At 66.4% G+C, this 21504-nt stretch carries 24 protein-coding genes; 8 read left to right on the plus strand and 16 right to left on the minus strand.

The features are described 5' to 3' along the window. Positions 1-163: 163 nt before the first annotated feature. The 4 genes from ABZW18_RS30675 to ABZW18_RS30690 all read left to right on the plus strand — a co-directional run bounded on the left by ABZW18_RS30675 (position 164) and on the right by ABZW18_RS30690 (position 2971). Complete coding sequence (locus tag ABZW18_RS30675; RefSeq protein ID WP_356193796.1) at positions 164-382, plus strand: hypothetical protein; 219 nt, start codon at positions 164-166, stop codon at positions 380-382. A 175-nt stretch (positions 383-557) separates the two neighbouring features. Further along, a complete protein-coding gene (locus ABZW18_RS30680; RefSeq protein WP_356193799.1) occupies positions 558-1091 on the plus strand; it encodes a flavoprotein in 534 nt (177 codons plus the stop codon). 336 nt (positions 1092-1427) lie between these two features. Then, positions 1428-2090 carry an HAD family hydrolase gene (locus tag ABZW18_RS30685; RefSeq protein ID WP_356193802.1) on the plus strand — a complete coding sequence of 221 codons (663 nt, stop codon included), beginning with the start codon at positions 1428-1430 and terminating at the stop codon, positions 2088-2090. Next, complete coding sequence (locus ABZW18_RS30690; RefSeq protein ID WP_356193805.1) at positions 2087-2971, plus strand: DUF1932 domain-containing protein; 885 nt, start codon at positions 2087-2089, stop codon at positions 2969-2971. The genes ABZW18_RS30685 and ABZW18_RS30690 overlap by 4 nt, the downstream gene beginning before the upstream one ends. A gap of 15 nt (positions 2972-2986) precedes the next feature. Here ABZW18_RS30690 and ABZW18_RS30695 read toward each other — a convergent pair whose 3' ends face one another. Together ABZW18_RS30695 and ABZW18_RS30700 are read right to left on the minus strand one after the other, a co-directional pair. Next, positions 2987-3538 (minus strand): guanylate kinase, encoded by a 552-nt coding sequence (locus tag ABZW18_RS30695; RefSeq protein ID WP_356193807.1) that lies wholly within the window; start codon positions 3536-3538, stop codon positions 2987-2989. Continuing rightward, positions 3535-4545, minus strand: a complete 1011-nt coding sequence (locus ABZW18_RS30700; RefSeq protein WP_356193845.1) for an AAA family ATPase — start codon at positions 4543-4545, stop codon at positions 3535-3537. The genes ABZW18_RS30695 and ABZW18_RS30700 overlap by 4 nt, the downstream gene beginning before the upstream one ends. Before the next feature lie 514 nt (positions 4546-5059). On the opposite strand from ABZW18_RS30700, the gene ABZW18_RS30705 reads away from it, so the two are divergent. Continuing rightward, a complete protein-coding gene (locus tag ABZW18_RS30705; protein WP_356193847.1) occupies positions 5060-5311 on the plus strand; it encodes a helix-turn-helix transcriptional regulator in 252 nt (83 codons plus the stop codon). A gap of 93 nt (positions 5312-5404) precedes the next feature. Here ABZW18_RS30705 and ABZW18_RS30710 read toward each other — a convergent pair whose 3' ends face one another. The 6 genes from ABZW18_RS30710 to ABZW18_RS30735 form a co-directional block, all read right to left on the minus strand. Further along, the gene (locus ABZW18_RS30710) at positions 5405-5920 is read right to left on the minus strand and encodes an ATP-binding protein (RefSeq protein ID WP_356193809.1); all 516 of its coding nucleotides are present in this window, start codon (positions 5918-5920) and stop codon (positions 5405-5407) included. 568 nt (positions 5921-6488) lie between these two features. Further along, a complete protein-coding gene (locus ABZW18_RS30715) occupies positions 6489-6896 on the minus strand; it encodes a hypothetical protein (protein ID WP_356193811.1) in 408 nt (135 codons plus the stop codon). A 1-nt stretch (position 6897) separates the two neighbouring features. After that, on the minus strand, positions 6898-7176 hold the full coding sequence (locus ABZW18_RS30720) for a hypothetical protein (RefSeq protein WP_356193813.1): 279 nt from the start codon (positions 7174-7176) through the stop codon (positions 6898-6900). Continuing rightward, positions 7176-8225 carry a major capsid protein gene (locus tag ABZW18_RS30725; RefSeq protein ID WP_356193814.1) on the minus strand — a complete coding sequence of 350 codons (1050 nt, stop codon included), beginning with the start codon at positions 8223-8225 and terminating at the stop codon, positions 7176-7178. The genes ABZW18_RS30720 and ABZW18_RS30725 overlap by 1 nt, the downstream gene beginning before the upstream one ends. Before the next feature lie 13 nt (positions 8226-8238). Then, complete coding sequence (locus ABZW18_RS30730; protein ID WP_356193816.1) at positions 8239-8655, minus strand: head decoration protein; 417 nt, start codon at positions 8653-8655, stop codon at positions 8239-8241. Between the two features lie 102 nt (positions 8656-8757). Beyond that, positions 8758-9465 carry a hypothetical protein gene (locus ABZW18_RS30735; protein ID WP_356193818.1) on the minus strand — a complete coding sequence of 236 codons (708 nt, stop codon included), beginning with the start codon at positions 9463-9465 and terminating at the stop codon, positions 8758-8760. Positions 9466-9591: 126 nt separating this feature from the next. On the opposite strand from ABZW18_RS30735, the gene ABZW18_RS30740 reads away from it, so the two are divergent. Continuing rightward, positions 9592-10644, plus strand: a complete 1053-nt coding sequence (locus tag ABZW18_RS30740; RefSeq protein ID WP_356193821.1) for a nitrilase-related carbon-nitrogen hydrolase — start codon at positions 9592-9594, stop codon at positions 10642-10644. Between the two features lie 37 nt (positions 10645-10681). Here ABZW18_RS30740 and ABZW18_RS30745 read toward each other — a convergent pair whose 3' ends face one another. Beyond that, on the minus strand, positions 10682-12421 hold the full coding sequence (locus ABZW18_RS30745; protein WP_356193822.1) for a hypothetical protein: 1740 nt from the start codon (positions 12419-12421) through the stop codon (positions 10682-10684). Between the two features lie 708 nt (positions 12422-13129). On the opposite strand from ABZW18_RS30745, the gene ABZW18_RS30750 reads away from it, so the two are divergent. Beyond that, positions 13130-13639 carry a hypothetical protein gene (locus ABZW18_RS30750; protein ID WP_356193824.1) on the plus strand — a complete coding sequence of 170 codons (510 nt, stop codon included), beginning with the start codon at positions 13130-13132 and terminating at the stop codon, positions 13637-13639. Further along, the gene (locus tag ABZW18_RS30755; protein WP_356193826.1) at positions 13636-14217 is read left to right on the plus strand and encodes a hypothetical protein; all 582 of its coding nucleotides are present in this window, start codon (positions 13636-13638) and stop codon (positions 14215-14217) included. The genes ABZW18_RS30750 and ABZW18_RS30755 overlap by 4 nt, the downstream gene beginning before the upstream one ends. Positions 14218-14250: 33 nt before the next feature. Here the strand turns inward: ABZW18_RS30755 and ABZW18_RS30760 are convergent, their stop codons facing one another. The 7 genes from ABZW18_RS30760 to ABZW18_RS30790 form a co-directional block, all read right to left on the minus strand. Beyond that, positions 14251-15513 carry a terminase family protein gene (locus tag ABZW18_RS30760; protein WP_356193829.1) on the minus strand — a complete coding sequence of 421 codons (1263 nt, stop codon included), beginning with the start codon at positions 15511-15513 and terminating at the stop codon, positions 14251-14253. A gap of 227 nt (positions 15514-15740) precedes the next feature. Beyond that, entirely contained in the window at positions 15741-16274 is a 534-nt protein-coding gene (locus ABZW18_RS30765) for a hypothetical protein (protein WP_356193831.1), read from the minus strand. Between the two features lie 26 nt (positions 16275-16300). Further along, positions 16301-17203 (minus strand): ParB/Srx family N-terminal domain-containing protein, encoded by a 903-nt coding sequence (locus ABZW18_RS30770; RefSeq protein WP_356193834.1) that lies wholly within the window; start codon positions 17201-17203, stop codon positions 16301-16303. 2 nt (positions 17204-17205) lie between these two features. Continuing rightward, positions 17206-18546, minus strand: a complete 1341-nt coding sequence (locus tag ABZW18_RS30775; protein ID WP_356193835.1) for a hypothetical protein — start codon at positions 18544-18546, stop codon at positions 17206-17208. A gap of 134 nt (positions 18547-18680) precedes the next feature. Next, the gene (locus ABZW18_RS30780; RefSeq protein ID WP_356193838.1) at positions 18681-19091 is read right to left on the minus strand and encodes a hypothetical protein; all 411 of its coding nucleotides are present in this window, start codon (positions 19089-19091) and stop codon (positions 18681-18683) included. Between the two features lie 317 nt (positions 19092-19408). Continuing rightward, the gene (locus ABZW18_RS30785) at positions 19409-19750 is read right to left on the minus strand and encodes a hypothetical protein (protein ID WP_356193840.1); all 342 of its coding nucleotides are present in this window, start codon (positions 19748-19750) and stop codon (positions 19409-19411) included. 262 nt (positions 19751-20012) lie between these two features. Continuing rightward, positions 20013-21200 (minus strand): ParB/RepB/Spo0J family partition protein, encoded by a 1188-nt coding sequence (locus tag ABZW18_RS30790; RefSeq protein ID WP_356193843.1) that lies wholly within the window; start codon positions 21198-21200, stop codon positions 20013-20015. Positions 21201-21504: the final 304 nt, after the last annotated feature.

Below are 21504 nucleotides of genomic sequence, written 5' to 3' on the forward strand. Positions count from 1 at the left end.
CAGCCCCATCGCCTACGAGACGGCCTCCGCAACAACATCAACTACCCTTACCGAAGTCGCATAAGCCCGTGTCCAGGATTCGGGGTCAGGGCCCGAGGACCGGGACTTCGTCCCCCGGTCCGGAGCCTCATCGCGCCACGCCGGCGCGCGATTCCTCTCGTGCTTGACCGATCTGGCTGCGGAACGCGGGCCGGTCGCGATTGTCACCCACGGCGGGGTCACCGTGGACCTGCTTCGCACACTGGTCGGTGACGAGGTGCTGCCGGACAGCCTGCTGCACGACGGAGTCCCCTCCTGCGCGATTACCACGCTCGATGGCACGGCCGTCGTGGACATCGCATCGCAGGCACACCTCGTTCCGGAAGCCCGGACAGTTCTATGAACCGGTCGTGCAGCGCCTCGTTGGTCCCCGGCACGCAGGTCTCCTTCTCGTACCGCGCGGTGATGCATGCACGCGTCAAATGCCACGCACCATAGGCCGCCGTGATGCTCCCCGGTCCGGAACTTGAGCAAGGGGTCCTGATGGCAAGATCAACGCCAGCAGAGAGAGGTTTCGTATGCGTCCAGTGGTGCATCTTGTGGGTTGTGGAACACGCCCTACCGGGGATCTCCCCGACTTCGCGTCCGCGCTGCGGGCGGCCGGATGGGATCCGTGCATCGTCCCCAGCCCGGTGGGGCGTCGATTCCTGGACATTGACCATGCCGAACAGTGCTCTGGGCAGGCGGTGCGCTGGGACTTCGACCCGGATGACCCCGTGGCACTACCGCAGGCAGACGCGGTCGTTGTCGCACCGGCAACGTTCAACACGATCACCAAGCTCGCTGCGGGCATCGCTGACACTCTGGCCCTCGCGGTGACTGCCGAGGCTGTAGGGGCTCAGGTCCCGGTGGTCGTGGTGCCGTGGACGAACTCCAGCCTGGCGGGGCATCCGCTGTACGAACCTGCCCTGCAGTCTCTGCGCGAGTGGGGTGTGCGCATACTGCCAGCCGGTCAATCGGATCCCTTCCCGTGGGAGTCACTGCGCGGCGTGGTCGAGCGGATCCACTATGACCTCGTTCACGCGGCAGCGGACAGCACGACTTCCTCATAGGCGGGTCGGGCTCGACCAGCTGCGCAGCAACTCCCAGGGTTAAAGGAGATTTCCAGCCTCGATGGCTGACCTCAAGGTGGCGTTCTGTACGGGCAACTCCGAACCGCCCTACGCCGCCTGCGGCCCGACCCCGGGCGGCGAGTCTTGCCTCGTGCAGCCAAGGCCGGTGGGCTGCGGCCGGTGCGTCGTCTCGGCCCGATGGCTGGGGAGAAACGGCTGCAGCACGCGGTGGACGTACGGTACTGATCGCGCTGTGAAGTACCGGCGCAGGACAGCAGCACGCGGAGTGACGCACTCTCAGCGCCGCCCTAGCCGGTCCGGCTAGGGTCTCGCCCTATGCAAAGGCTGGTCCTCTTCGATCTCGACAACACCCTCCTCGACCGCCAGTGGGCGCTTGCAGAGTGGGCGGCCGATTTCTGCCGGACTCACGGCCTGGACGGAGGAGCTGAAGGACACCTCGTTGACGCGCTCCAGGAGAGGGCCTACCCGGCCACCTTCGAGCGGCTGCGCCACGAGCTCGTTCTCGAAGAGCCGGCCGCGAAGCTCTGGGACGACTACGTCACTGGCATCGCCGCCAGAGTGCCCCGCCGCCCGGAGGTGATCGAGGGCCTGGAGCAGCTGCACGCCGCACGGTGGCGACTGGGCATCCTCACCAACGGAGCCGCCGACATCCAGCGCGCCAAGATCGCTGCCGCGGGACTCACCAGGTCGGTCGACGCCATCGTGATCTCAGAAGAGATCGGGGCACGCAAGCCAGAAGCGGACGCCTTCCACGTCGCCGTCGCCCGCTGCGGCGGCACCCCCTGGGAAGATGGCTGGATGGTCGGCGACAACCCCGAGAACGACATCCGCGGAGGCCAGTCCGCGGGCCTAAGAACCATCTGGGTCCGCCAAGACGGGCCCTGGCCTGATCACCTAACTCCACCCGACCACGCTGTACCCGATGCCCTCAGCGCCATCAAACTGCTGCTGAGCACCGCTCAGACGAGGACGGCATGATGATGGTGACTGAGGCAACAGTCGGGCTGATGCACCCCGGCAGCATGGGCGCAGCTTTCGCTGCACAGCTTCGCTCGCAGGGAACGACGGTGCTGTGGTGCCCGACGGGACGAAGCGAGAGCTCCCGGCAGCGCGCCGAGCAGGCCAGAATGGAGCCGGTCACCAGCCTCACCGACCTCCTTGAGCGCGTCGATGTATTGCTGTCACTGTGTCCGCCCGCGGCCGCGGAAGATGTTGCTGCTCAGGTGGCTGCCCACAGTTTCCGCGGCACCTACGTCGAGGCGAATGCGATCACTCCGCGGCGCGTCCGGAACATCGCAGAGTGCCTTCCCTATGCCGCTGTAGTGGATGGAGCCGTCGTCGGCTCCCCTCCGGTGGGCGGCAAGTCCCCAACCCTCTACCTCGCAGGTCCGCGGGAACAGATTGTCCGACTTGAGGGCCTCTTCGCCGGCACCAATGTGCAGACCCACCAGCTCGGAGACGACATCGGGCAAGCGTCCGCGCTGAAGCTCGCCTATTCCAGTTACCAGAAGGCGTCCCGTGTCCTGGCAGCTGTGGCTTACGGGCTCGCGGACGCGAACGGCGTCTCGGACGAACTTCTGCACATCGCCAGCAAGCGAACAGGCAGCTATCTGACGGAGACCGCGTACATCCCCAAGACGGCCTCCCGAGCCTGGCGGTGGGCTCCAGAGCTTCAGGACGCCGCCGACCTGCTCATTGAAACTGGCCTCCCCGGGCACCTGATGCACGCGGTCGCCGAAGTGCTCCACTCCTGGGACGAGGCTCGTGACACCTCCCTAACCATCAGTGAAGCCCTCGCGCTGCTGCATGACGACCGCGACGCAGCGGGGACCACAACCGGACAGGAACCGTCTCCATGACAGGCCCGCTGCTCGTCATCCCGGAGTATGGATGAGGCGATCAATCTGTAGAGCAGTGGCTGCGGGCGAGCTGGCCTCGGTATCGACCCGCAAGTCCCACTTCACCTGGCTGTTCTCGGCGAGGTCGCGCTCGGTTGCATCCCAAGCAGCGAGCCGCGCATCCGTATCACCGTCTCCTCGCCGCTTCGACCGTGCAGCGGTGGCCTCCCGAGAACACCACAACAGGACACGAAACCAGGCGGCTCGATAACCGTCGGCGACGGCTTCGATGCCCGCGACCTGACCCAGATGCAGGATCGGTATGCGGCTGCCCTCCATCGCCAGCGCCAGGCCAGGGCGGTCGACGACATAGACATTGCCGTACCGAGCGTTGGAGTAGAGAACGTCGCCGCGCTCCTCCAGATCAGCCAACTCCTCGGGCGTGCCCATCCGGTAGCCCTGGGTATTCCCGGTGCCGACCTTCAGACGGGTGAAGGCTGTATAGAGAGCGTTGAGATCGGCGAGCGACGCAGTAACAGTGTCCTTGCCCGAAGCTGGCGGACCGTACAGCAGGATGCCCTGGTTCACGCGAAGACCGTCCCGAAGACCTGACGCACCTGATCGGTGAGAGAAATGGCCGAGCCGAGCCGATTGTCCACCACCAGGTGCGGTACGGCGGGCCGAAGCTCGGGATCGATGCTCGCGGCGTACTCGTCCCAGTGCTGCAACTTCCAGCTGTCGCGGGCCGCGGACCGGAAACTGATGTACTCGTGCATCGTCTCCAGATCGCACTGGACCCAGACCACGGCGACGTTCACGCCCCGCGCCTGGCACCGGTTGATTAACCGCCGCATCCAGCGGACATCCGTGACCTCGGACACGAACGGCGCACTCAGCACTGTGCTGATGGAGCAGTCGACATTCGCGTACGCCGTCTCCAGGAGGCACTGGTACTCCAGCGGCCGCACGTGGTCGCGGTAGATTGCGGAGTGCCGGTCATTCGGTTCACTTCCCAACTCCACCAGGAGCCGCTCCACCAAGGGCCGCGTAATCGGATCCTTGTCGAGCACGGGCCAGCCGGTGAGCCGGGAGATGAAGCGGGAGAACTCGGACTTCCCGCTCCCCGCAAAACCACCCACCATCAGCAACGTCGGCCGGTTCGGATCGCCACCGGTGTGACGCCGCTTCCAGGCGTCGATGATCCGCTGCTGTACTTCCCGTCCATCGGAGTCGTCCGTCCCCGGGGCGATCTGTGCGAGGGCGCGTTCCACAGCCAGCACATGGGCGCCGTTGTGAAGCTCACTTGAGGGAGTGAGCTTCATGAGCGTCGCTTCGTCCGGCAACGCGTTGCGGAACCCAAGGTCAGGTTCCGTCGCCCTGTAGAGCAAGCAGTACGCGCGACGGTAGTGAGGGCCGGGATAGACCTCGCCTTGCTCGTGCTGCCACAGAGTCTGGAAGTTTGCTGCTGGCTCAGTGATGCCAGCACTGCGGGCCACGTCCCGCAGCCGTTCCCCAGCCCCTTCAAGTGTCAGCCCGTGAGCCTCGCGCATGGCGCGGAGTTTGTCCGGACGCCACCCAACGCGGCGCTTAGCCATGTTCGATACCGCCTGCCCGCCCCTCGTCATGATCAGGACCCTAAGTCTCCCTCTCATGAACCCGTGTGTAAGCGGATGTTGAAAAGTCACCTCGCTCACGATGAACAGCTTCGGTAGCAGTCCGTGATACCTCAGCCACCCGGTCCTCGATGTCATGGTCCTGCACCCGCCAGTGTCCACCGATCCAAGCGATCACCTGTGCAAGAGCGCCTGCCTGACGAGCGCACCCGGTCCATGCCCAGTACTCGAGCCGGATTCCTGGGCGCCGGTTCATCAAGGAGGAGATGTATCCGTGTTGGCCGTACGTACCGTCGAGGTGTCTCTTCCCGGACACATGCGCCGCTGTGAAGGGTGCGGGTGCCGCCTTAGCAGGTACAACGATGAGACGTCCTGCACCGCTTGCAGCCGACGGGCACGGGAGGGAAGGCCGCCTCGACCGTCGGTGCCTTGGCGCGTCTGGTCGGATGTTGAGGTCCAACAGGCACTTGCTGACCGGGACTTTGGGACGCTCTGTCTGCTCGTTCGGCGGCATGGGTCGCTGCGACAAGAAGACCTGGCCATGCTGACCGGACTAGGCCAGCCCTTCCTGTCAATGCTGGAATCCGGCGCGCGTAGGCTCACCAATATCGACAAGATCATCATGCTGCTCGATGGTCTTGATGTGCCGATCGAACTAACTGGCCCCATGCTGCGGACCTCGGCACGCCCCGCGCCCCGTGGTGAAACCTCGGGGTTATTGATCGCTGTAGGCAGCGGGGCGAACTGATCGCCGCACACCCCTCGTCAGGCCGTGCCAAACCTGGAGGGCGGCGACGCGGCGGGCCCAGCAGAGCAAGCGGCGAATCAGCAAGAGCACCCATCATGCTGCCGGGCGCGGTGCGGCGCGTCGCACGGTGCCGCACGATCCTGCTAGCCCACGGTCCGCGGAAGCCTCACGGGTAGCGACACGACGTTCGGGCCGGTCGATGGGCTCGGCGGAGATTTCGAACCAGGTCGTCTTGCCCGCCGGCTCCGGAACCATCCCCCAAGCGTCCGCCATAGCCTCAACGAGTAGGAGGCCGCGGCCGTTCTCCTCGTCAGTGCTTGCTACTCGGGCAAGCAGCTTGGTGCCGGACTGGTCGATGTCGGTCACCTCGACACGGAGGCGTGTGCCGGTCCAGCGCAGGCAGACCGCGCACGAAGCCTTGGTGTGTCTGACTGCATTCGCGATCACTTCCCCAGCCAGCAGCTCTATCGAGGCCAGGATGTCATCGTCCAGGGCAAGGCCGAGACCCTTGGCCACGGCGCGGACACGGCGGCGGGCCTGCGGCACGGCTTTGACAAGGGCTGGCACTTTGAACCCGTACGGCAACTCTTCGAGCGTGGGGCGCGGCATGGGGAGACCTCTCGCAAGGAACGGCCTGGGGGAGCACCGCGGGCCGCGGTGAGCCGTCAAACCCAGCACAGCGGCGGCAATCCCGGGTTATGTCTCTGCCTGACGGCGGAACTCACCATCCCAATACCTTCGGCACTTCACCATCACGCCGGAAATATCACATCCGTAATCCGTCTTGCATCGTCCGCGCCGAAAATAAGCTCCGCCCTCGCAGTCCCTCTGTCCGGATCCTCGAACGAGCGGTGCGGGTTCCGGCCGTGTGACGAGCGTCCCGGCCGCGCGCGGACGAAAACGGCGTTCCTGCCGACGTCTGTGTGCCTGTCACGTCAACCACCGCTGAACCAGCTCATCAACGACCTGCGAAGAGCCGCCTGCGCCTTTAGTAATGGCGAGACCGGCTCCCCGCTCGGCGTCGGCAGCTTGATCCACAGCCGGCGTACGGCAACCCACGCCTCACGGTGCGGCCGAGAGAGGCGTTTCGCTTCGAAGATCGTCTCCCTGTGCAGTGTTCTGGCCATCGACTGTGATTGCAGTCGGCAGTGCGGGGGACCACGAAGGCTGTCAACAGCTACCGGTAGCGGCGCGCGGGCACCAGCCACGTCACCGCCATCGCCGCGTCCCCCTCGTCCCCGTCCGCGGGATCATCCGGGGCGGGGGCCTGGCGGACCTGCTCGATCTGTCGCTCGATGCCGCGCAGGTTCTCCTGCAGGTCCATGGTCACCACGCCATCGACGGTGACCTTCAGCGGGTCGGCGAGGAGCTTCGCACGCCGCTCACCCAGGACCTCGAGTGCGACCGCGCGCACCGACCGCAGCCGGAAGAACCGGCGCTCCAAGTCGGCGGGGTCCGTGTCCGGCCCGAGCTGCGCCAGCAGCCACGACCGCTGGAACTCGTCCACCAGGTTCACATCCCTCAGCACGAAGTACGGCCCGGAGCCAGACGGGGGTGGCTGGCTCCGGGCCGTACGAGCGGTCATCTTACGAAGCGGAGGAGCGGGACCGCCGTGGCGGCGGCTTCTTCGAGCCGCCCCCGCCGGCCTCCTCCTGCTCCTGGTCCGGCTCGGCCTGGCCCGCGGTCGGGTCGGGCTCGCCCACCGCGATCGGCTCCGGCTCGCAGTCGTCGGGTGGCACGTCCCAGGCGTCTGGGTTCGTCACCAGCGCGGCGATCTCCGGATCAGGGCATTCTCCGGGCAGAAGGATCAGCTCCTCCCGCGTGGATGGGTCCTGTACGTACACGGCAGCAACAAGACGCGGCATCACAGCACCTTCGCGACGATGTGCGCGTCCGGGGTGTGCAGAACCGGCATGCCGACCGCGGCGCCCTTGGTGTAGATCTGCACCGGGTCGTCCTGGACACCGCGGGTGATGATCAGGCCCGGGGCGTCCTCCCGGATGATCTCCGGGTTCGTGCCGCGGGACAGGACCAGGGCCTCGGCGGTCACACCGAGCTGCGTCTGTCCCCACTTCTCGCGATCCGGCGGCACCAGAATCCACAGGTCTTCGGGCAGCACCTTGCGGGGCTTGCCGTCGACGCGCACCTGGGCCTTGTAGAAGGTGATCGGCGGCAGGCTGTAGTTGCCGCGCACCACGTTGATCTGCTGCGGGGTGAGCGTCGCCGTCGGCGTCGTCGACGGATTCACAGACCCGTAGTACGCCGCCCTGTAGGCGTTGTTCGCCGCGAGGTAGCTGAACGCCTTGCGCGAGGACACGACCATCTCCGGCTCCGGAGCGCCGATGTCGTCCAGGTGCTGGATCCACCGCAGCTCGTCCGCGATCGGATCGGACGCCGGATCGGACCACGGGCGGGCGGCGACCGGCATGTTCTCCGCCGGGACGTTCCAGTCCACCTCCAGCGTCAGGCCGTTCTCCTGCACCAGCTCGAACTTCCCGTCGGCCAAGACGTCGCCGGCGGCCAGCTCCAGCCGGGAGCGGATCGCCTCCACATGCCGTTCGACGTCGTCATACAGCAGCTCGATCAGCCGGTCCTGGTCCGAGCCGTGCGACGCCTCCAGCAGGATCTGCTCCTGCTCGGAGACCACGAGCTTCTGGCCCAGCGCGGGCAGCGCACCCTCACGGGAGGTCTGCCACGCCTCACGCGTCGCGAACGGCACCGACGCGTTGAACGCCCGGTACTTCGCCACGTTCACGTACCGGCCCGAGTCTCGCGTGCGCCACTTGACTTCCCGCAGTTCCAGCGTCGGGAAGATCGTCTGGGTGAGCAGGAAGTCTTTCGGCGACGGGATCGCACGGGCGAAAGTGGTCAGGTCCGCGACCGCGACGTCCTTCAACAGGTCCTGAATCGTCATATGCAGGCCCCGCTCAGACGAAGCGGATCTGCGCGGCACGCGGGTGCCACGTCAGCTGCGACAGGTCGATGCCGCCCGGCACCTTCGACGCCTGCACCGCGCCGTGCCACAGCAGCGCCGCCGGTACCCGCGTCTGGCCCGGAGCGAACGGAGCCTCGGCGACCACGAAGCCGCGCAGCACCTGACGACCGCAGTGCGCCTCCGGGTCGTACGGGCCCCACAGCTTCGACTCGGCGACCTTGCCGACCGGCACACCGGAGAAGACCCGGCCGTACGGGTCGCAGCCGTCACCGCACTGGTAGTGCACGCCTTCGGTGAACAGCGAAAGGTCGAGGGTGATCGTGTCGGTCGAGTCCGTGCCGTGCAGGGCCGCCAGCCACTCGCGGTTGGCGGTCACGTACTCGGACGTCGTAACAGGCTGAATGGTCACGCTGTGTCTCCATGGACGAATGCGGTTGCTGTCCGCACACCGCCCATGGGGGCGATGCCGTCCACGAAGTTCCGGGGGCGTGGTCCCCCAACTGGGCTGGTATCAGCGGGCGTCGCTGAACTCGGCCTGCGGCACCAAGCCACGCCGGCGTGCCATCTCCAGACCGGCTGACCCCGGCCGACTCGCGGGCGTCTTCCGCTGCGGGCCCCGTCCGGCCGGAGCACCGTCCGGGGCCGCCGGCACCTGCCTGCGTACCTCGCCGAACAGCTCCGGGCGCCGCGACCGCAGCGCCTCGGCAGCGGTCGATATCTGCGCCTCGTCGGCATCCTCGTCATCGACAGCAAGCAGCCGCTCGGCGTCCACAAGGTCGTCGCCCTCGGCACCGAGCGATACCAGTGCTGCCCGGCGAAGTGCCGCACGCTCCCGCTCGGCCGCCAGCTCCTCGCGCCGTGCGGCCTGCAACTCTCTCTCGGCAGCGGCCTGTTCCCGGCGTTCCACCTCAGACAGCGCAGCTTGCTCGGCCTCGCGCTGTACGGTGACGAACTCCGTCAGAGCCTTCGGCGTATCAAATCCCAGAGTCGACAACAGACGCTTGATCGCCGCGCGTTCGCCCTGGGCCTTTTCCCTCGTCAGCATCTTCCCCAGGCGGTCCTGGGTCACCGTGACCTGCTGCTCCTGGCCACCGCCGTCGTCGGCGTCGTCCAGGTGCTCGTTCGTCTCGTCCTCCGACGAGGCCCCGACAATGGGGAAGATCGGCCGCCCGTCACGGCGGTAGCCGACAGGGCTGCGAGTCGGCAGGGGCCGGACCATACAACTCCTCCTGGTGCGCGCCCCCGCGCTGCCGATCAGTGTAGCCACCTGCGCCGACACCGCCACCGAGGCCGTGTCCGACCACCGCGCGATGATGGCGAGCGAACCAGTCAGGAGGCATTCCGCATGACGCTCGACCCGTACACCGCTGTCGGCCTGATCCCGGAGATCACCGAGATCCGGCACCGTGACGACATAGCGACAAATCTCGATCACCTGCGCCGACTCGCCCGCACGGCCGTCTCCATGGGCAGCCTCGACCTACCCGTCAAGCTCCTCGTCCTGCCCGAAGGCTCCCTCCAGGGCTTCACCGACGAGATCCACGACCTCGACCACCCCACCTACGCCCGCACCTGCGCCATCGACATCCCCGGCCCCGAGACCGACGAACTCGGCTCCTGGGCCCGCGAATTCGGGGTGCACATCATGGCCCAGGCCAAGGCCTGCCACCCCGACTTCCCCGACCGGTACTTCAACGTCGGCTTCGTCATCGACCCTGCCGGCGAGGTCATCCTGCGCCACTACAAGACCACGCCCCTGCCGCCGATCGAGCACTCCTTGAGCCCGCATGACGTGCTCGACCAGTGGACCGAGATCCACGGGCGCACCCTCGACGCGTTCTGGCCAGTCGCCGACACCCCGATCGGGCGGCTCGGCGTCATGATGGCCAACGAAGCCTCATACCCCGAAAACGCGCGGGCCCTGGCCCTCAACGGCTGCGAGATCGCCTACCGCACCAGCTTCCCGCTGCCCGGCGTCGCCTCCGGCGCGTTCGAGATCCAAAACCGGGCCCGCGCCCTCGACAACACCATGTACGTCCTCGCCCCCAACCCCGCCGCCTACACCGGCAGCGACGGCCTGCGCGCGGACTTCTTCGGCGGCCAGTCCATGATCGTCAACCACCTCGGCCACCCCATCGGCCGCGTCAACCACGGCGGCATCGCCACCTTCGTCACCGCGACCATCGACCTCGCCGCCCTCCGCCGACAGCGCACCACGTCCGCGTGGACGAACTGGACCAAGGACCTGCGCACCGAGCTCTACCGCCCTATCTACGACCAGCCGATCTACCCCGCGAACCTGTACGCCGACCGCGCCCCGTTCCACCACGCGCCCTACCGCGAAAAGGTCACCGAACCGCAGATCGCCCTGATGCGCGACCGAGGCATCTGGGCCTGACACCCCGCTCCCGCACGCACCCCGGCGACCGCACCCCTCACCGGCCCACCGACACCGGTTCCCGCTCCCTCTCCTCGACGGCACCGCCGCGCCCCGCCTCCGGATCGCGCTCGCCCTCCTGCTCCTCCTCATCCTCCGGCTCCCCACGACGGGCAGCAGCCTCCGCCATCCGCGCCGCCGCCTCCTGCTCGGCCTTTGCCCGGATGCGCGCCACCTCCTGCGACGCATCCTTGATCGGGTAACCCGCGTCCATCAGCATCGCCACCGCCGTCTCCAGCGACAACACCCCGGCCCCGTACGCCTGGACGACCTCCTCCAGCACCGCGGCCCGGTCCGTCGGCGTATGCGGCGCCCACGACAGCCGAGCCGAGATCGACTCACCAGCGACCCATCCGTCAGCGCGCCCAGCTTGGAACAGCCTCTGCACCATCTTGAACAGCAGCCGGTACTTGTGCTCCCTGGCCAGGCGCATCGCCCCCACCAGCGCATCCAACGGCCCCAGCGCCAGCTTGAGCGCATACCCCGAAGGAACCTCCGACGCGTCCAGCGTCCCCAACCCTGCTGCCGTGACCCGCGAGTTCGATGCGATCCGGTCCAACAGGTGCTCCACCCGAGATCGCAGCTCAGCCAGCTGAGGCGAGGTGTCCAACGCGTCCATGCGCCCGGAGTCGCCGAGCTGCCACACCGCGCCGGCCTCCACCTTCAGCTGCTCGGGCTTGCCCGTCGCCCGGTCCACGGGCAGTCGCGCACCCGCGAGGCCGATGATCGGGGTGCCCGTCGTCGCGGAAGCGGCCGAGCTGTCCGAGTCCGTGGCCGCCAGCTCGTCCAACCCCTGGAGCACCCGCGCGATTGCCGACCGCCCCCAGTGCTCCCCTCCGTCCGGGATCGTGTTCGTGATGTGGATGACCGGCACGAAGTCGATCATCAGATCCAGCCGGTTCAGCTCCGTGCCGTCCGGCCGCACCCGGAACGACGCCTTGTCCATCGGCAGCCGATCCAGGGTCTCCCCCCGCTTCAGGTCCTCCAGGAGCCATTCCGCGTCAGTCAGGAAGCACGTCACGTTCGACGGCCGCCCCGGCTCCCACGGGTACTGCCGCCCCGCGCTCTCACCGTCCTCGGATATCGGGCCCAGCTCGTACGTCACCCGACGCACCCGCGCCTTCAACCCCGCGTCCTCGTCCTCCGGCAGCTCCCACGCCAGATGAACACGCGAGGGAAAGTCCTGGTCCTCGTCCTCCCACTCCGGGAAGAAGAACCCCGGATCGTAGACCCGCAGTGTCGGCCGCTGCTTCTCCTGATTCCACGCCAGCACGAACACGCTGTCGCCCAACAGCACGGCGGCCCGCTCCGCCTGCTGAATCCTGAGCGTCAGCAGCTCCTTCTCAGCCCACTTCCGCAACCGCTCCTGCGCAGCCGCAGCCTCCGTCGCCCCCGGCTTCGGAGACTCCTCATCCGCGTGCTCCGCGTCCTCCGCCGTGATCTTCTGCTCCGAGCCGAGGAGGTAGCCCAGCGCGGTGTCGACCAGGTTCGCCGCATCACCCAACTCGCGCCGCTCCAGCGCCGCCTCATCGCCGCTCGCCGCAGCCAGCTGCCCGGCCTGGTTGTTGTCGTACGCCGCCAACACCTTGTACGCAGCCAACCGGCGCAGCTCGTGCGGCGGCAGCCACGTCGCGGCCAACTCGGGGAACGCCCGGTTCCCGGGTCGCCCGGCATCAGCCATCACCGGCTTGTAGTTCAACCATGACCAGGCGTCGATCACGAATTGGCGCAGGCCCACGGGTCCCTCCAGGACGTCGGCCCCGCGCCGTGTCGTCACCCTATTAGCTGCCTCAACCGCTGAGCAGGTGACCTCTGCGTCGCAGGATGACCTCCTTGCATGCGCGAGCGATCTCAAGTGCCAAGCTGCGATCCAGGGCAGGCCAGCGCACCATGGCTGTATGGCCAATCTGCCGTGGTTGTGTAACCGCTCGACAGCGGGGGCGTCGACGGGTGCACGTTGCCGCTTAAAGTCTCGGCCGCGCGTAGCACCTATCGGATATCTGGCCGGGCGCGACAACCTCCTGCAGTCCTGACTCCGCTGAAGGATACAGAAACCCCTAATAGGAGCTACTGCATCACCTGTCTGGAGCTTTCTATGGACCGGGCCACACCAATAGATTTCACCACAGAGCTAATCGTGTTGGGACGCGTCAACATTCGATCACTGCCACACCCGTACCATCTTCGAACCATAGACGAAAGACGGGACACTCACGAGCACAGAGCGGCCTTCTCCGAGCTCACTAAGGCGCTGAAGAGTTATCAATTTGAGTACTCCGTTCCCCGGGAGGCACACGAAGCGCAGCACAGACTAACGATCGCCAAAGAACAGGCGCGACACATATGCACCTATCGAACAAGTTCCGGGCGGATTTTCGCCCTGCACCTTCACGACCAATGGATTTCCATCCCAGTACCCAAAAGTGGCGAACCGAGGACTGTCGCCTTGGAAGTCCAAACCTTCCTTCAACAGCTGACCGAGAAGCAACTACTAACTAGAAAGCTGCGACTCAGCGTCGACTTGGTTCCCCGCCCTGGTTTGGTCACCAAGGAAATCGAGCAACTAGACCGGATCGTGAGAATTGAGGTAACACTACGTCTGCCGAATTCATGGCTAAAAAAGAGCGGCAACCTACGCCCGCTAATCAAGAAAATGCATGATTGGAACGCCGATACCAGCACGGTGGGGTTGGGAAATGAATCCGATGAATCCGGCTTGACTCCACCAAGCGAGGAGGTAGAGAGCCTCGACGAGGAGGCGAGCCGCGGCGACGCCATAGTCATTCTGGTGTCCGCAGACCACAGAGGGAATCGCGAAATTTTCGACTCAACTCGACATATAGCAGAATACGAAGCCACCTGGTGGGAGCGTAAGGCAGAAAGCGTTCCTGTTGTGCTTGTCTTGGCGGTCATCTGGTTTATAAATCAATGGCCTGGAAGGGGAGGATCGGCATGAGCCGCGAGAAACCAGCAGCGAATGCCACCACCTCTGATAAACCGGCTGGGCCGTCGTCCGCTACCGTAGAGTTCCTCAAGCACATTCAACTGGGGCTCTGGGGGTTTTTTGTGGCTCTCATCGGAGCAGGCGGAGGTGCATGGGTAGCGCACGATAGACCGTCACAATTGGAATCTGCGGCTCGCGTAGCAGCTTCGATGATAGGCATCATAATCGGCGCCATTATTGCCGCATTGGCCATAATTACGCGCGCTTGCGACACTGCATTTCTTGAAAAGGCTAAGGCTGCCGATAGGTGGAAACCGGAGGACCCGATCCTGCCCATCTCCCGACATCTCAAACCGTTTTTCACCGTCATCGCGCTTGGTTTGCTGTCAGGGGTATCCCTGATGGCGCTATCTGTAATCTCGAGTTGCACCTCTACCAACGTTCGTATGGCCTTCAGCGCCGCTGCAGGATTCTTGAGCTTTTGGACGCTGGCTGGACTTCTGCCTGCCATGGGCACCCTCATCCATTTCACCTACCTCATTGAAGAAAGCGTCGAACCCAGGCAGGAAAATCGCGGCCCACCAACGTGAATTTAGGAGCCGAATTTCTGTGCCGCATTCCGCTTAACGCCGACCACTCAGCCGGTGGTCGTCTCCGCCGCGCGGAGGCGGCATCGTCGGATCAAGGAATAGGTCCCACAGCGCCCACACCGCAGAGTCCAACAGGTCTGGTGAGTCCTCTGTCTCCCCTTGGCCGACGAACGTGGTCATCTGCTCTTCCAGCTCCGCGAACACCCGAGCCGAACCGACGTGATGTACCCGCGCCTGCTCGTACAGCTGCGCAGCCGGGGCCGCCCGCGCCCGCTTTCCGCGCGTCGCATGAACGATTCGCCAGTTCACCGTCGGATCGACTTGCTCCAGCAGCGCGGGCAGGTAGTCGCCACCGTTGTTCGCCTCGATCACCACGCAGTCCGCTCGGTGCTCGTGGTACAGCTTCGCCGCACGCTGCATGGCCTGTGTCGGCGTGTGCCGATCCTGCTCCGCGTGCAGCAGATACCCGCGAGGCCGGTCATCCCCGAACATCGACTCAATCGGATACCCGCGCCCAGCCACGGTGAAGGCCGTCATGTCCGCGTTCTCGTGCGACTTCGTGGCCGGGTCCACCGCAACCACCAGGCGCTGCATGTCAGGCAGATGCTCCGGCCTCGGCCGAAACCCTTCGACCTCCAGCATCCAGCCCTGCCACAGCGCGCCCTCGACGTCCTCGAGTAGCTCGCCCGACAGCTCCTGCCGTCCCAGGCGCGTGCCCGCGTACTCCTCCTCCAGCTCCGCGCGGGCCGCCTGCGACAGGTTCGCGTCGTTCTCGCGCATGTGCCCGCGCGTGAGCACCACCCGCGGCGGTTCGCCGCCCTCACGGGCCTTCTTCTCCTGCGCCCGGCCGCGCTCGACCAGCCGCTTCACGTGCGGCAGCGGCTTCGGCGTCGTGGAGATGACCACCTGCGGGGCGACCGCCTCCCGCAGGCAGAACCACAGCATGTCGTAGACCTCTTGCGCGGTGTGCCGCGACCAGGCCGCGTACTCGTCGCACCACGCCTTGTCGAAAGCCCAGCCACGCAGGTTGTCCGGCGTCTCCGCGCCGAAGCCGCGTATCAGCGTGCCGTTCTTCAACCTGAGCGTCGTCTCGCCCAGGGACGAGTTGTATTTCGCCACTTCCTCGGGCGGGAACACCGACAGCAGACCGGACTTCGGGCTGTCGAAGCAGATGTCCCTGACGAGCGTGGCGTTCTTCGCCACCACCGCGATCTGCAATCCCGGCGTCTGCGCCCACGCCCGTACCGCCTCCGCCGCCGTCCGGCTCTTGCCCCAGCCACGGCCGGTGAGCAGCATCCACACCGTCCACAACCACGACGGCTGGCGCTGCGCCGCGCGGGCGTGATGGTGCCGCCATCCCTCGTGCGGGAGTCCGTCGCAGTCCGGTACCTCGCATGCCCACCGGCGCGCCGACAGCTCATCGGCGCGGAGCAGCGCGGTGACCTCGGACTTGAGTTGGTCCAGGCTCATGACGCCCGGATCAGACAGACCTTCGATCGCACGCCGCTTCGCCCACCCGCGGCTCATCGACCGTCCTCCGCCAGGCGCCGCTCCAGCTCACGGCGCAGCAGATCCATGCGACTCCTGCGGTCCTCATCGCTCAGCGACCCAAGGTCAGGTCCATCGGCGCTGTCCTGCGCAACCACGCCCGCCGGTTCCTCGCCGGCCGCTCGACGTTCGATCTCGGCGGCGACCTGGAAGTACCGCAGCAGCTCGCCGGGCGACAGCTCGCGCGGGTCCAGACCCTGAAGCCGGGCGACCGCCTTACCCAGAAACGCCTGCGCCAACTTGGCGTGCCGACGGGCGATATCACGACGTGCCTGCTGCTGTTCCGCCAGGAACACTCGGTCCTGATCGCGGTCGTACGCACTCGCCCGCATCACCCACGCGTACTGCCGCGACCAGCGGCCGAGCAGGGTCCGTGACTTGTCCAACTCTCGTGCCGCTTTCGTCAGACTCCGTGCGGGGCCGAGATCGCGGTATGCGGCGAACGCCTCGAACGCCTGGGGGGACTCACCGCTCTGCCGCTCCCAGGGCTCAACGGGGCCCTCAGCCACCGCTCACCTCCTGGCCAACGGCCCTACTAGTGCCCCTGAGCAGCAAGGATTTCCAGGGCACGCCACGGCTCGGACGCCGGCACGCTGCCGTCGTTCACCAACCGGTCGATCGCGGCCCGCACGATGGCCGCGGTCTCCACGGGGATCTCCCGCACGCCGAACACCGTCTCCAGCGGCGCGGTTCCCTTCCGGTGCGCCTCACCGGAGGCGGCGTGGAACCAGCCCTCGGCCAGTTCGCCAAGGTGACGCTCGAACACGGCGAGGATCACGCCGAGGGCGGTGGCAGAGTTGCCGATCTTGTACGCGGCCCGTGACGTCTCCAGGGCATCGAGGACCGGTTCGTACTGCTCCAGCCCTGCCACCCACCGCTGATCCGCCGAGCCCGTGGCCCGTGCGGCGTCGAAGGCGGCCTCGGCGCGCTCCAGCTCGTCGGGCAGGAACATGAGCTGCACGCTGGCGAAGTCGAGGTTCGCCTCACCCAGGCTGGAGACGTCCACCTTCTCCAGCAGGTCCAGTGTTTTGTCGTCCAGGCCCGTGTACTGCCGCCACTCCACGTTCTCCAGCTCGTCGTACAGCTCCTTGAGGATCGCCGGATCGTCCTGGCCCGCAATCGCGTTGTGGGAGAGCTGGAGTGCGATCTGCCGCTGGCGGGGCAGCGGCTCGTCGATCTGCATCCACCAGATCGTCTCCAGGCCGGCCTCGATCGCCGCGAGCGTCCGGTGATTGCCGGACAGCACGATCAGCCGCCCGCTCTCGGTGTCGTTCCACACCAGCGGCGTCGAGGTCAGGTGCCCGTCCCTCTTGACGTTCGCGACCAACTGCCGGAACTGCTCGTGCGGCAGAAACCGCGCGTTGATGTCCAGCAGCGTCAGCGCGCGCGGATCGCCCTCCACCATCTGCGGCGGGGCGAGCGGCGTGGACTCCTCCATGATCAGACTCCTGTCTGCGTCGTCGTGTCACGGGCGCCCCACCGCTTCGCCCACTGCTCCAGTGCCTCGGCGAGACTGTGCTCACCGATCGCGCCCCGGTACTGGAGTTGGTACTTCCAGCCGTCCTCGTTCGACGGGCTGCGCTTTGTCAGCCGCAGCAGCCCGCGGTACTTCATCGAGACCGGGTTGTTGCTGAACGCCGTCGTGGCGACCTGCCTGATCCGCCGGGAGAAGGCCCGCTGGCACAGTCGCTGCGCCTCGCTACTGGTGGCGGCGAGGACGATGAGTTTGGACAGCCGGGAGTAGTCGGTCGGCGCGACAGCGAAGTCGGACAGCACATACGCCTCGTCGGGAACGAAGGTGCTCGGAGCCGTCGCGAAAACGCCCAAGATCCGGCCGCCACCGTCCTTCACCGCGACCGCGAGGTTCGCCGCACCCGGCGCGATACGCGGGTTGAGGTAGCGGGAGCGGAGCGCATTGAACTGGCCCGGCTTGAGCATCGCCAGGGACAGCGGCCCGACCAGTTCCTCACCACGCCGCAGCCGGGGAGCAGTGACCGGCTCGATGGGCTGGCGCGGGGCGACGATCCGCGTCGGCGCGGCCGAGGCGTAGACGTAGAAGGGAGCGGCGCGCGGGGTGGCCTTGATGACGCCGCGCAGGTACGGGTGAAGCTCCGGCACGTCGTGGTTGGAGGCGGTGAGCCAGTACGGCCGGTCGGTGATCGCGCCGAGGACGTCGACCACGTCGGCGTCGGACAGCGGCTCGTACTGGGGCGCGTCCCAGGTGAAGTGTGTGTTCAGCGGCTCGTACAGCGTCTCGTACCCGCCACCGTAGAAAGGGGGGAAGGAGCACACGGGAGCGTCGCGGGGCACGTTCTGGAGCCACGAGCGCACGTCCTCCACCTTGTAGGAGGCCAGCGCCACATCCGACGAGGAGAGCCGCTCGACGGTCTCGGCGTGCTTGGCCTTCCACTGGTCCCGGTAGGAGCGCACGACCCGCTGATGCCACAGCCCTTCGCGGCCGACGCTGGCGAGGAACCGCGTGCCGAGCATCATCGTGGCGACCGTGCCGACGCCGTTGTCCAAGGATTCGGCCAGCCAGTCGAGTTGATCCGTGCTCTCCTCGCGGAGCTGGATGCCGACCGGTTGCCCGGTGAGCCAGCGACCGATGGCGGTGGTGTAGATGGAGACATCCGAGGAGTGCAGGGCGAAGCCCATGCCGGCCAGGGACCGTTCGATGGTGAAGTTCCCGCAGCACGGGACGTAGACCGGACCGCGCGGCCACCTGTCTGCGGTCTCGCGCACGATGGCGCGCATAGGGCCTGGGATGGTGCCCTGGAACATCTCTCGCCTCCTGGCACGAAACGACAACGCCCGGCCTGGCGGGTGCCGGGCCGGGCGCTGCGATGGAACCTAACACAAGGAGCGCATAGCCCCTTGAAATCATGTCATCTATCTTTGGAGAGCGGTTCCACCTCTCACATCAGTGTGCCTTGTTCGTACTGGTCAGCCCTCGGCGATAGCTCGCGCACGGCGTCCCCGGTGACGTCCTTCCACCAAGAGGCGAAGACTGTGCGGTGACACCACTGCTTCGGGTCCGACAGGTCCTCGAAGCAGAGCAGGACCAGCCGGTGTTCCCCCTCCTGTCCGGCTATCTCGTGGAGCAGTTCCGCTATCCGCGCCGCCCCGAGCTGGTCGAGGTCGGCTCGGTAGGCCGCGGTGAACTCCGGGAGCGGCTTGGAGAAGTACTCCCGTCGCGGCGCGAGCTCGCGCACCGCGTGCTTGAGCTGGTAGGGGAGCCGGAAGCGGGGAGCGCCCAGGGTAATGCGTACCGGTACTCCTTGCGCCGGTACGTACTCCTGGTAGCGGTTGGTGAAGAGGGTGAGCAACCTGGCTCCTTCCTTGCTGGGGACGGGTGTCCCGTCACGCGTCTGGCCCCGGTCGTAGTCGACCGGGGCCGTGGCCCCTCCCGGCCGTCGGAGCCGGGAGGGGGCCGGGTGGGCTCTGCCCACTTACCGGGGCCTGGCCGAATCATGCGACCGGGCCTGCTCAATCAGGGCCGTGCGGATGGCCGTCGGCGGCCACACCGCGCCCACACCGCGCCCGCGCCGGGCCCGGATTCCATCGTGTCGCCCGCTCGGGCCGCGCGGACACAGGCGGATGCCGGGCTCGCAGGGACGCTTGTTCCCTGCGAGCCCGATCCGGTTCAGTCCTGGTCCTGGCCCTGGTCGTTGGTCCAGTAGCCGCGGAACACGCTCAGTGCCGTGGTGGACTGGGTGACCCATTTGCGGTGCAGGCCCTCGAAGTGCGCGAGCTGGGCCTGGTATCGGGCCTGGCAGTCCCCGATTTCCTTGAAGGTCTTCCCTTCTTCGATGGCCCGGGTCAGGTCCCGTACGGACTCGGTGAGCTTCTCGCTGGCCTCGCTCAGGAGCCGTGAAGTCTCTCGGCTGTTGTGCGCGAAGTCGCGTGCGATCTCGGCGCTGGAGTCCTTGGGGCCCTTCATGGTGGGCTCGTAGGTGACCTCGTGGAACTCAAAGTAGGGGAACACGATTTCCGGCCCTTCCATTTCACTATTGAGTTGAGAAGTTTCCTTCCCTTTCTTGTACTTATATCTTAATTGAATTCACGGGCTAAGTACACATTCACCGGAAGGTAATTCTGTGAATTTCTCTCGGGAATTACCCGGTCGCGCGCCCCCTTTCACTCGCGCGAAGCCGAAGGGAGGGCGCGGCCGGATACCCGAGCCGCGCCCACTGCTGTACCAGGAAGGTGGGAGGGGGCTTGGCCTGCGCCGCACCCCCTCCTCCACCTCACTTCTCCACCGCGGCCTCCGCCTTCTTGGCCGCCTCGGCGGCGGGCTCCGCCTTCTTCTGGGCGGGGACCTTGCGCGCCGGGGTGGTCTTGATTGCCGCCCCGGCCGCCGCGCGGTGCCGCGTGCGCGCAGCCCCTGAAGGCTTGGCGGCGGGCTTGGCCGCCGCCTTCTTCGCGACCGGCTCCGGCTTCGTCTCAGCCTGGGGCTTGGCCTCCGGCTTCTGCTTCTCCTCGGTCGCGGCCTCGCCCTGCTCCTTGGCCTCCGTCCGCTCCTGCTGGACCTCGACCGCCGCCTTGTTGAACTCCGCCGCCATGACCCGCTGGATGCCCTGCGCCTTGCTGAGGAGGTTCCGGACCATCTGCACCTGGCTGTGGAGCTTGCCGACCACGCGCACGTGGCGGGTGAGGTCGCTGCCGAGGATGACTGCCAGGTCCTCCGGCTTCTGCTTCGCCAGCTCCTCCAGAAGGGGAAGCAGGACCTCTTCCGCCTTGCCGAGCCCGTCCTTGGCCTGGGCCTTGGCCTTCTTGCGCTTCTCCGTCTCCTCGGCGCTCGGGGCCTTCTCACTGGTCAGGGTGGTCTGCTGCTCCATCATCTTGAGCGCGTTGGCGAAGTGCTGCGCCTCGGCCTCGGAGTCGAAGTCGCCTCGCACGTACCGCGTCGCGGCCACCATCTGGTTGCTGGGGTTGAGCTGGGCGATGTGCCAGGCGAGGTTGGGCTTGATCTCGCCCTTGTCGACCATCTTGGAGACCTCTTCGCGCAGGGTGAGCAGCCCGAGCCGCCACTTGATGTGCGTCTCGGTCTTGCCGAACTGCTTGGCGATCTTGGCCGGGCTCCACCCCGCGGCCCGGAGGTCGGCGTACGCTCCGGCCTCCTCCATGATCGTCATGTCCTCCCGGCCGACGTTCTCGGCGATGCTGAGGACGTAGGCGCGCTCCTCGCTGGCGTCCTTGATGACCTTGGAGGGGATGACCTTGAGGCCGGCCGCCTTGCAGGCCCGCCACCGGCGCTCGCCCGCGATGAGCATGTAGGGGGTTTCGCCGCCCTCGATCGGACGGACGACGACCGGCTGGAGGAGGCCGTTCTCCTCGATGCTGCCCTTCAGCTCCTCATGCTTGGCCTCATCGAAGAACTTGCGGGGCTGCTCGGGGTTGGCGGCAATCTGGTCAATTTCGAGGTCTGCAAACATTTCCCGCGCCTTTCCAATTCCGGAAAACCCTTCCTTTTGGGTTTCCCTTTATTCTTACACTTATATCTTAATCGCAAATACCGCCAATTCAAGGGGGAATTCCTTTTAATTTCGAGAATTGCATTCCTTGGATTCAGGGGTCGCACGCCAATTCGCTGACGAATGACTGCGCACATATGGCGCGAGAAGGGCCGAGGGCTGGGCCCGGATACGAGTGAGCCCGGCGCGGGGTGAACCCCCCCCCGGCGCCCCGCCCCAAAACCCCAAAAACGAAAAACACAACACAGAAAAACAAAAACAGAAA

Source organism: Streptomyces sp. NPDC004647, assembly GCF_040609575.1.
Classification (GTDB): Bacteria; Actinomycetota; Actinomycetes; order Streptomycetales; family Streptomycetaceae; genus Streptomyces.

Excerpts from the sequence above, each read along its gene's own strand:
- ABZW18_RS30770 (WP_356193834.1), bottom strand. The coding sequence starts at position 17,203 with ATGGAGGAGTCCACGCCGCTCGCCCCGCCGCAGATGGTGGAGGGCGAT.
- ABZW18_RS30685 (WP_356193802.1), top strand. The coding sequence starts at position 1,428 with ATGCAAAGGCTGGTCCTCTTCGATCTCGACAACACCCTCCTCGACCGC.
- ABZW18_RS30725 (WP_356193814.1), bottom strand. The coding sequence starts at position 8,225 with ATGACGATTCAGGACCTGTTGAAGGACGTCGCGGTCGCGGACCTGACC.
- ABZW18_RS30680 (WP_356193799.1), top strand. The coding sequence starts at position 558 with ATGCGTCCAGTGGTGCATCTTGTGGGTTGTGGAACACGCCCTACCGGG.
- ABZW18_RS30775 (WP_356193835.1), bottom strand. The coding sequence starts at position 18,546 with ATGTTCCAGGGCACCATCCCAGGCCCTATGCGCGCCATCGTGCGCGAG.
- ABZW18_RS30740 (WP_356193821.1), top strand. The coding sequence starts at position 9,592 with ATGACGCTCGACCCGTACACCGCTGTCGGCCTGATCCCGGAGATCACC.
- ABZW18_RS30700 (WP_356193845.1), bottom strand. The coding sequence starts at position 4,545 with ATGGCTAAGCGCCGCGTTGGGTGGCGTCCGGACAAACTCCGCGCCATG.
- ABZW18_RS30755 (WP_356193826.1), top strand. The coding sequence starts at position 13,636 with ATGAGCCGCGAGAAACCAGCAGCGAATGCCACCACCTCTGATAAACCG.
- ABZW18_RS30760 (WP_356193829.1), bottom strand. The coding sequence starts at position 15,513 with ATGCTGCTCACCGGCCGTGGCTGGGGCAAGAGCCGGACGGCGGCGGAG.
- ABZW18_RS30715 (WP_356193811.1), bottom strand. The coding sequence starts at position 6,896 with ATGACCGCTCGTACGGCCCGGAGCCAGCCACCCCCGTCTGGCTCCGGG.
- ABZW18_RS30790 (WP_356193843.1), bottom strand. The coding sequence starts at position 21,200 with ATGTTTGCAGACCTCGAAATTGACCAGATTGCCGCCAACCCCGAGCAG.
- ABZW18_RS30710 (WP_356193809.1), bottom strand. The coding sequence starts at position 5,920 with ATGCCGCGCCCCACGCTCGAAGAGTTGCCGTACGGGTTCAAAGTGCCA.
- ABZW18_RS30690 (WP_356193805.1), top strand. The coding sequence starts at position 2,087 with ATGATGATGGTGACTGAGGCAACAGTCGGGCTGATGCACCCCGGCAGC.
- ABZW18_RS30720 (WP_356193813.1), bottom strand. The coding sequence starts at position 7,176 with ATGCCGCGTCTTGTTGCTGCCGTGTACGTACAGGACCCATCCACGCGG.
- ABZW18_RS30735 (WP_356193818.1), bottom strand. The coding sequence starts at position 9,465 with ATGGTCCGGCCCCTGCCGACTCGCAGCCCTGTCGGCTACCGCCGTGAC.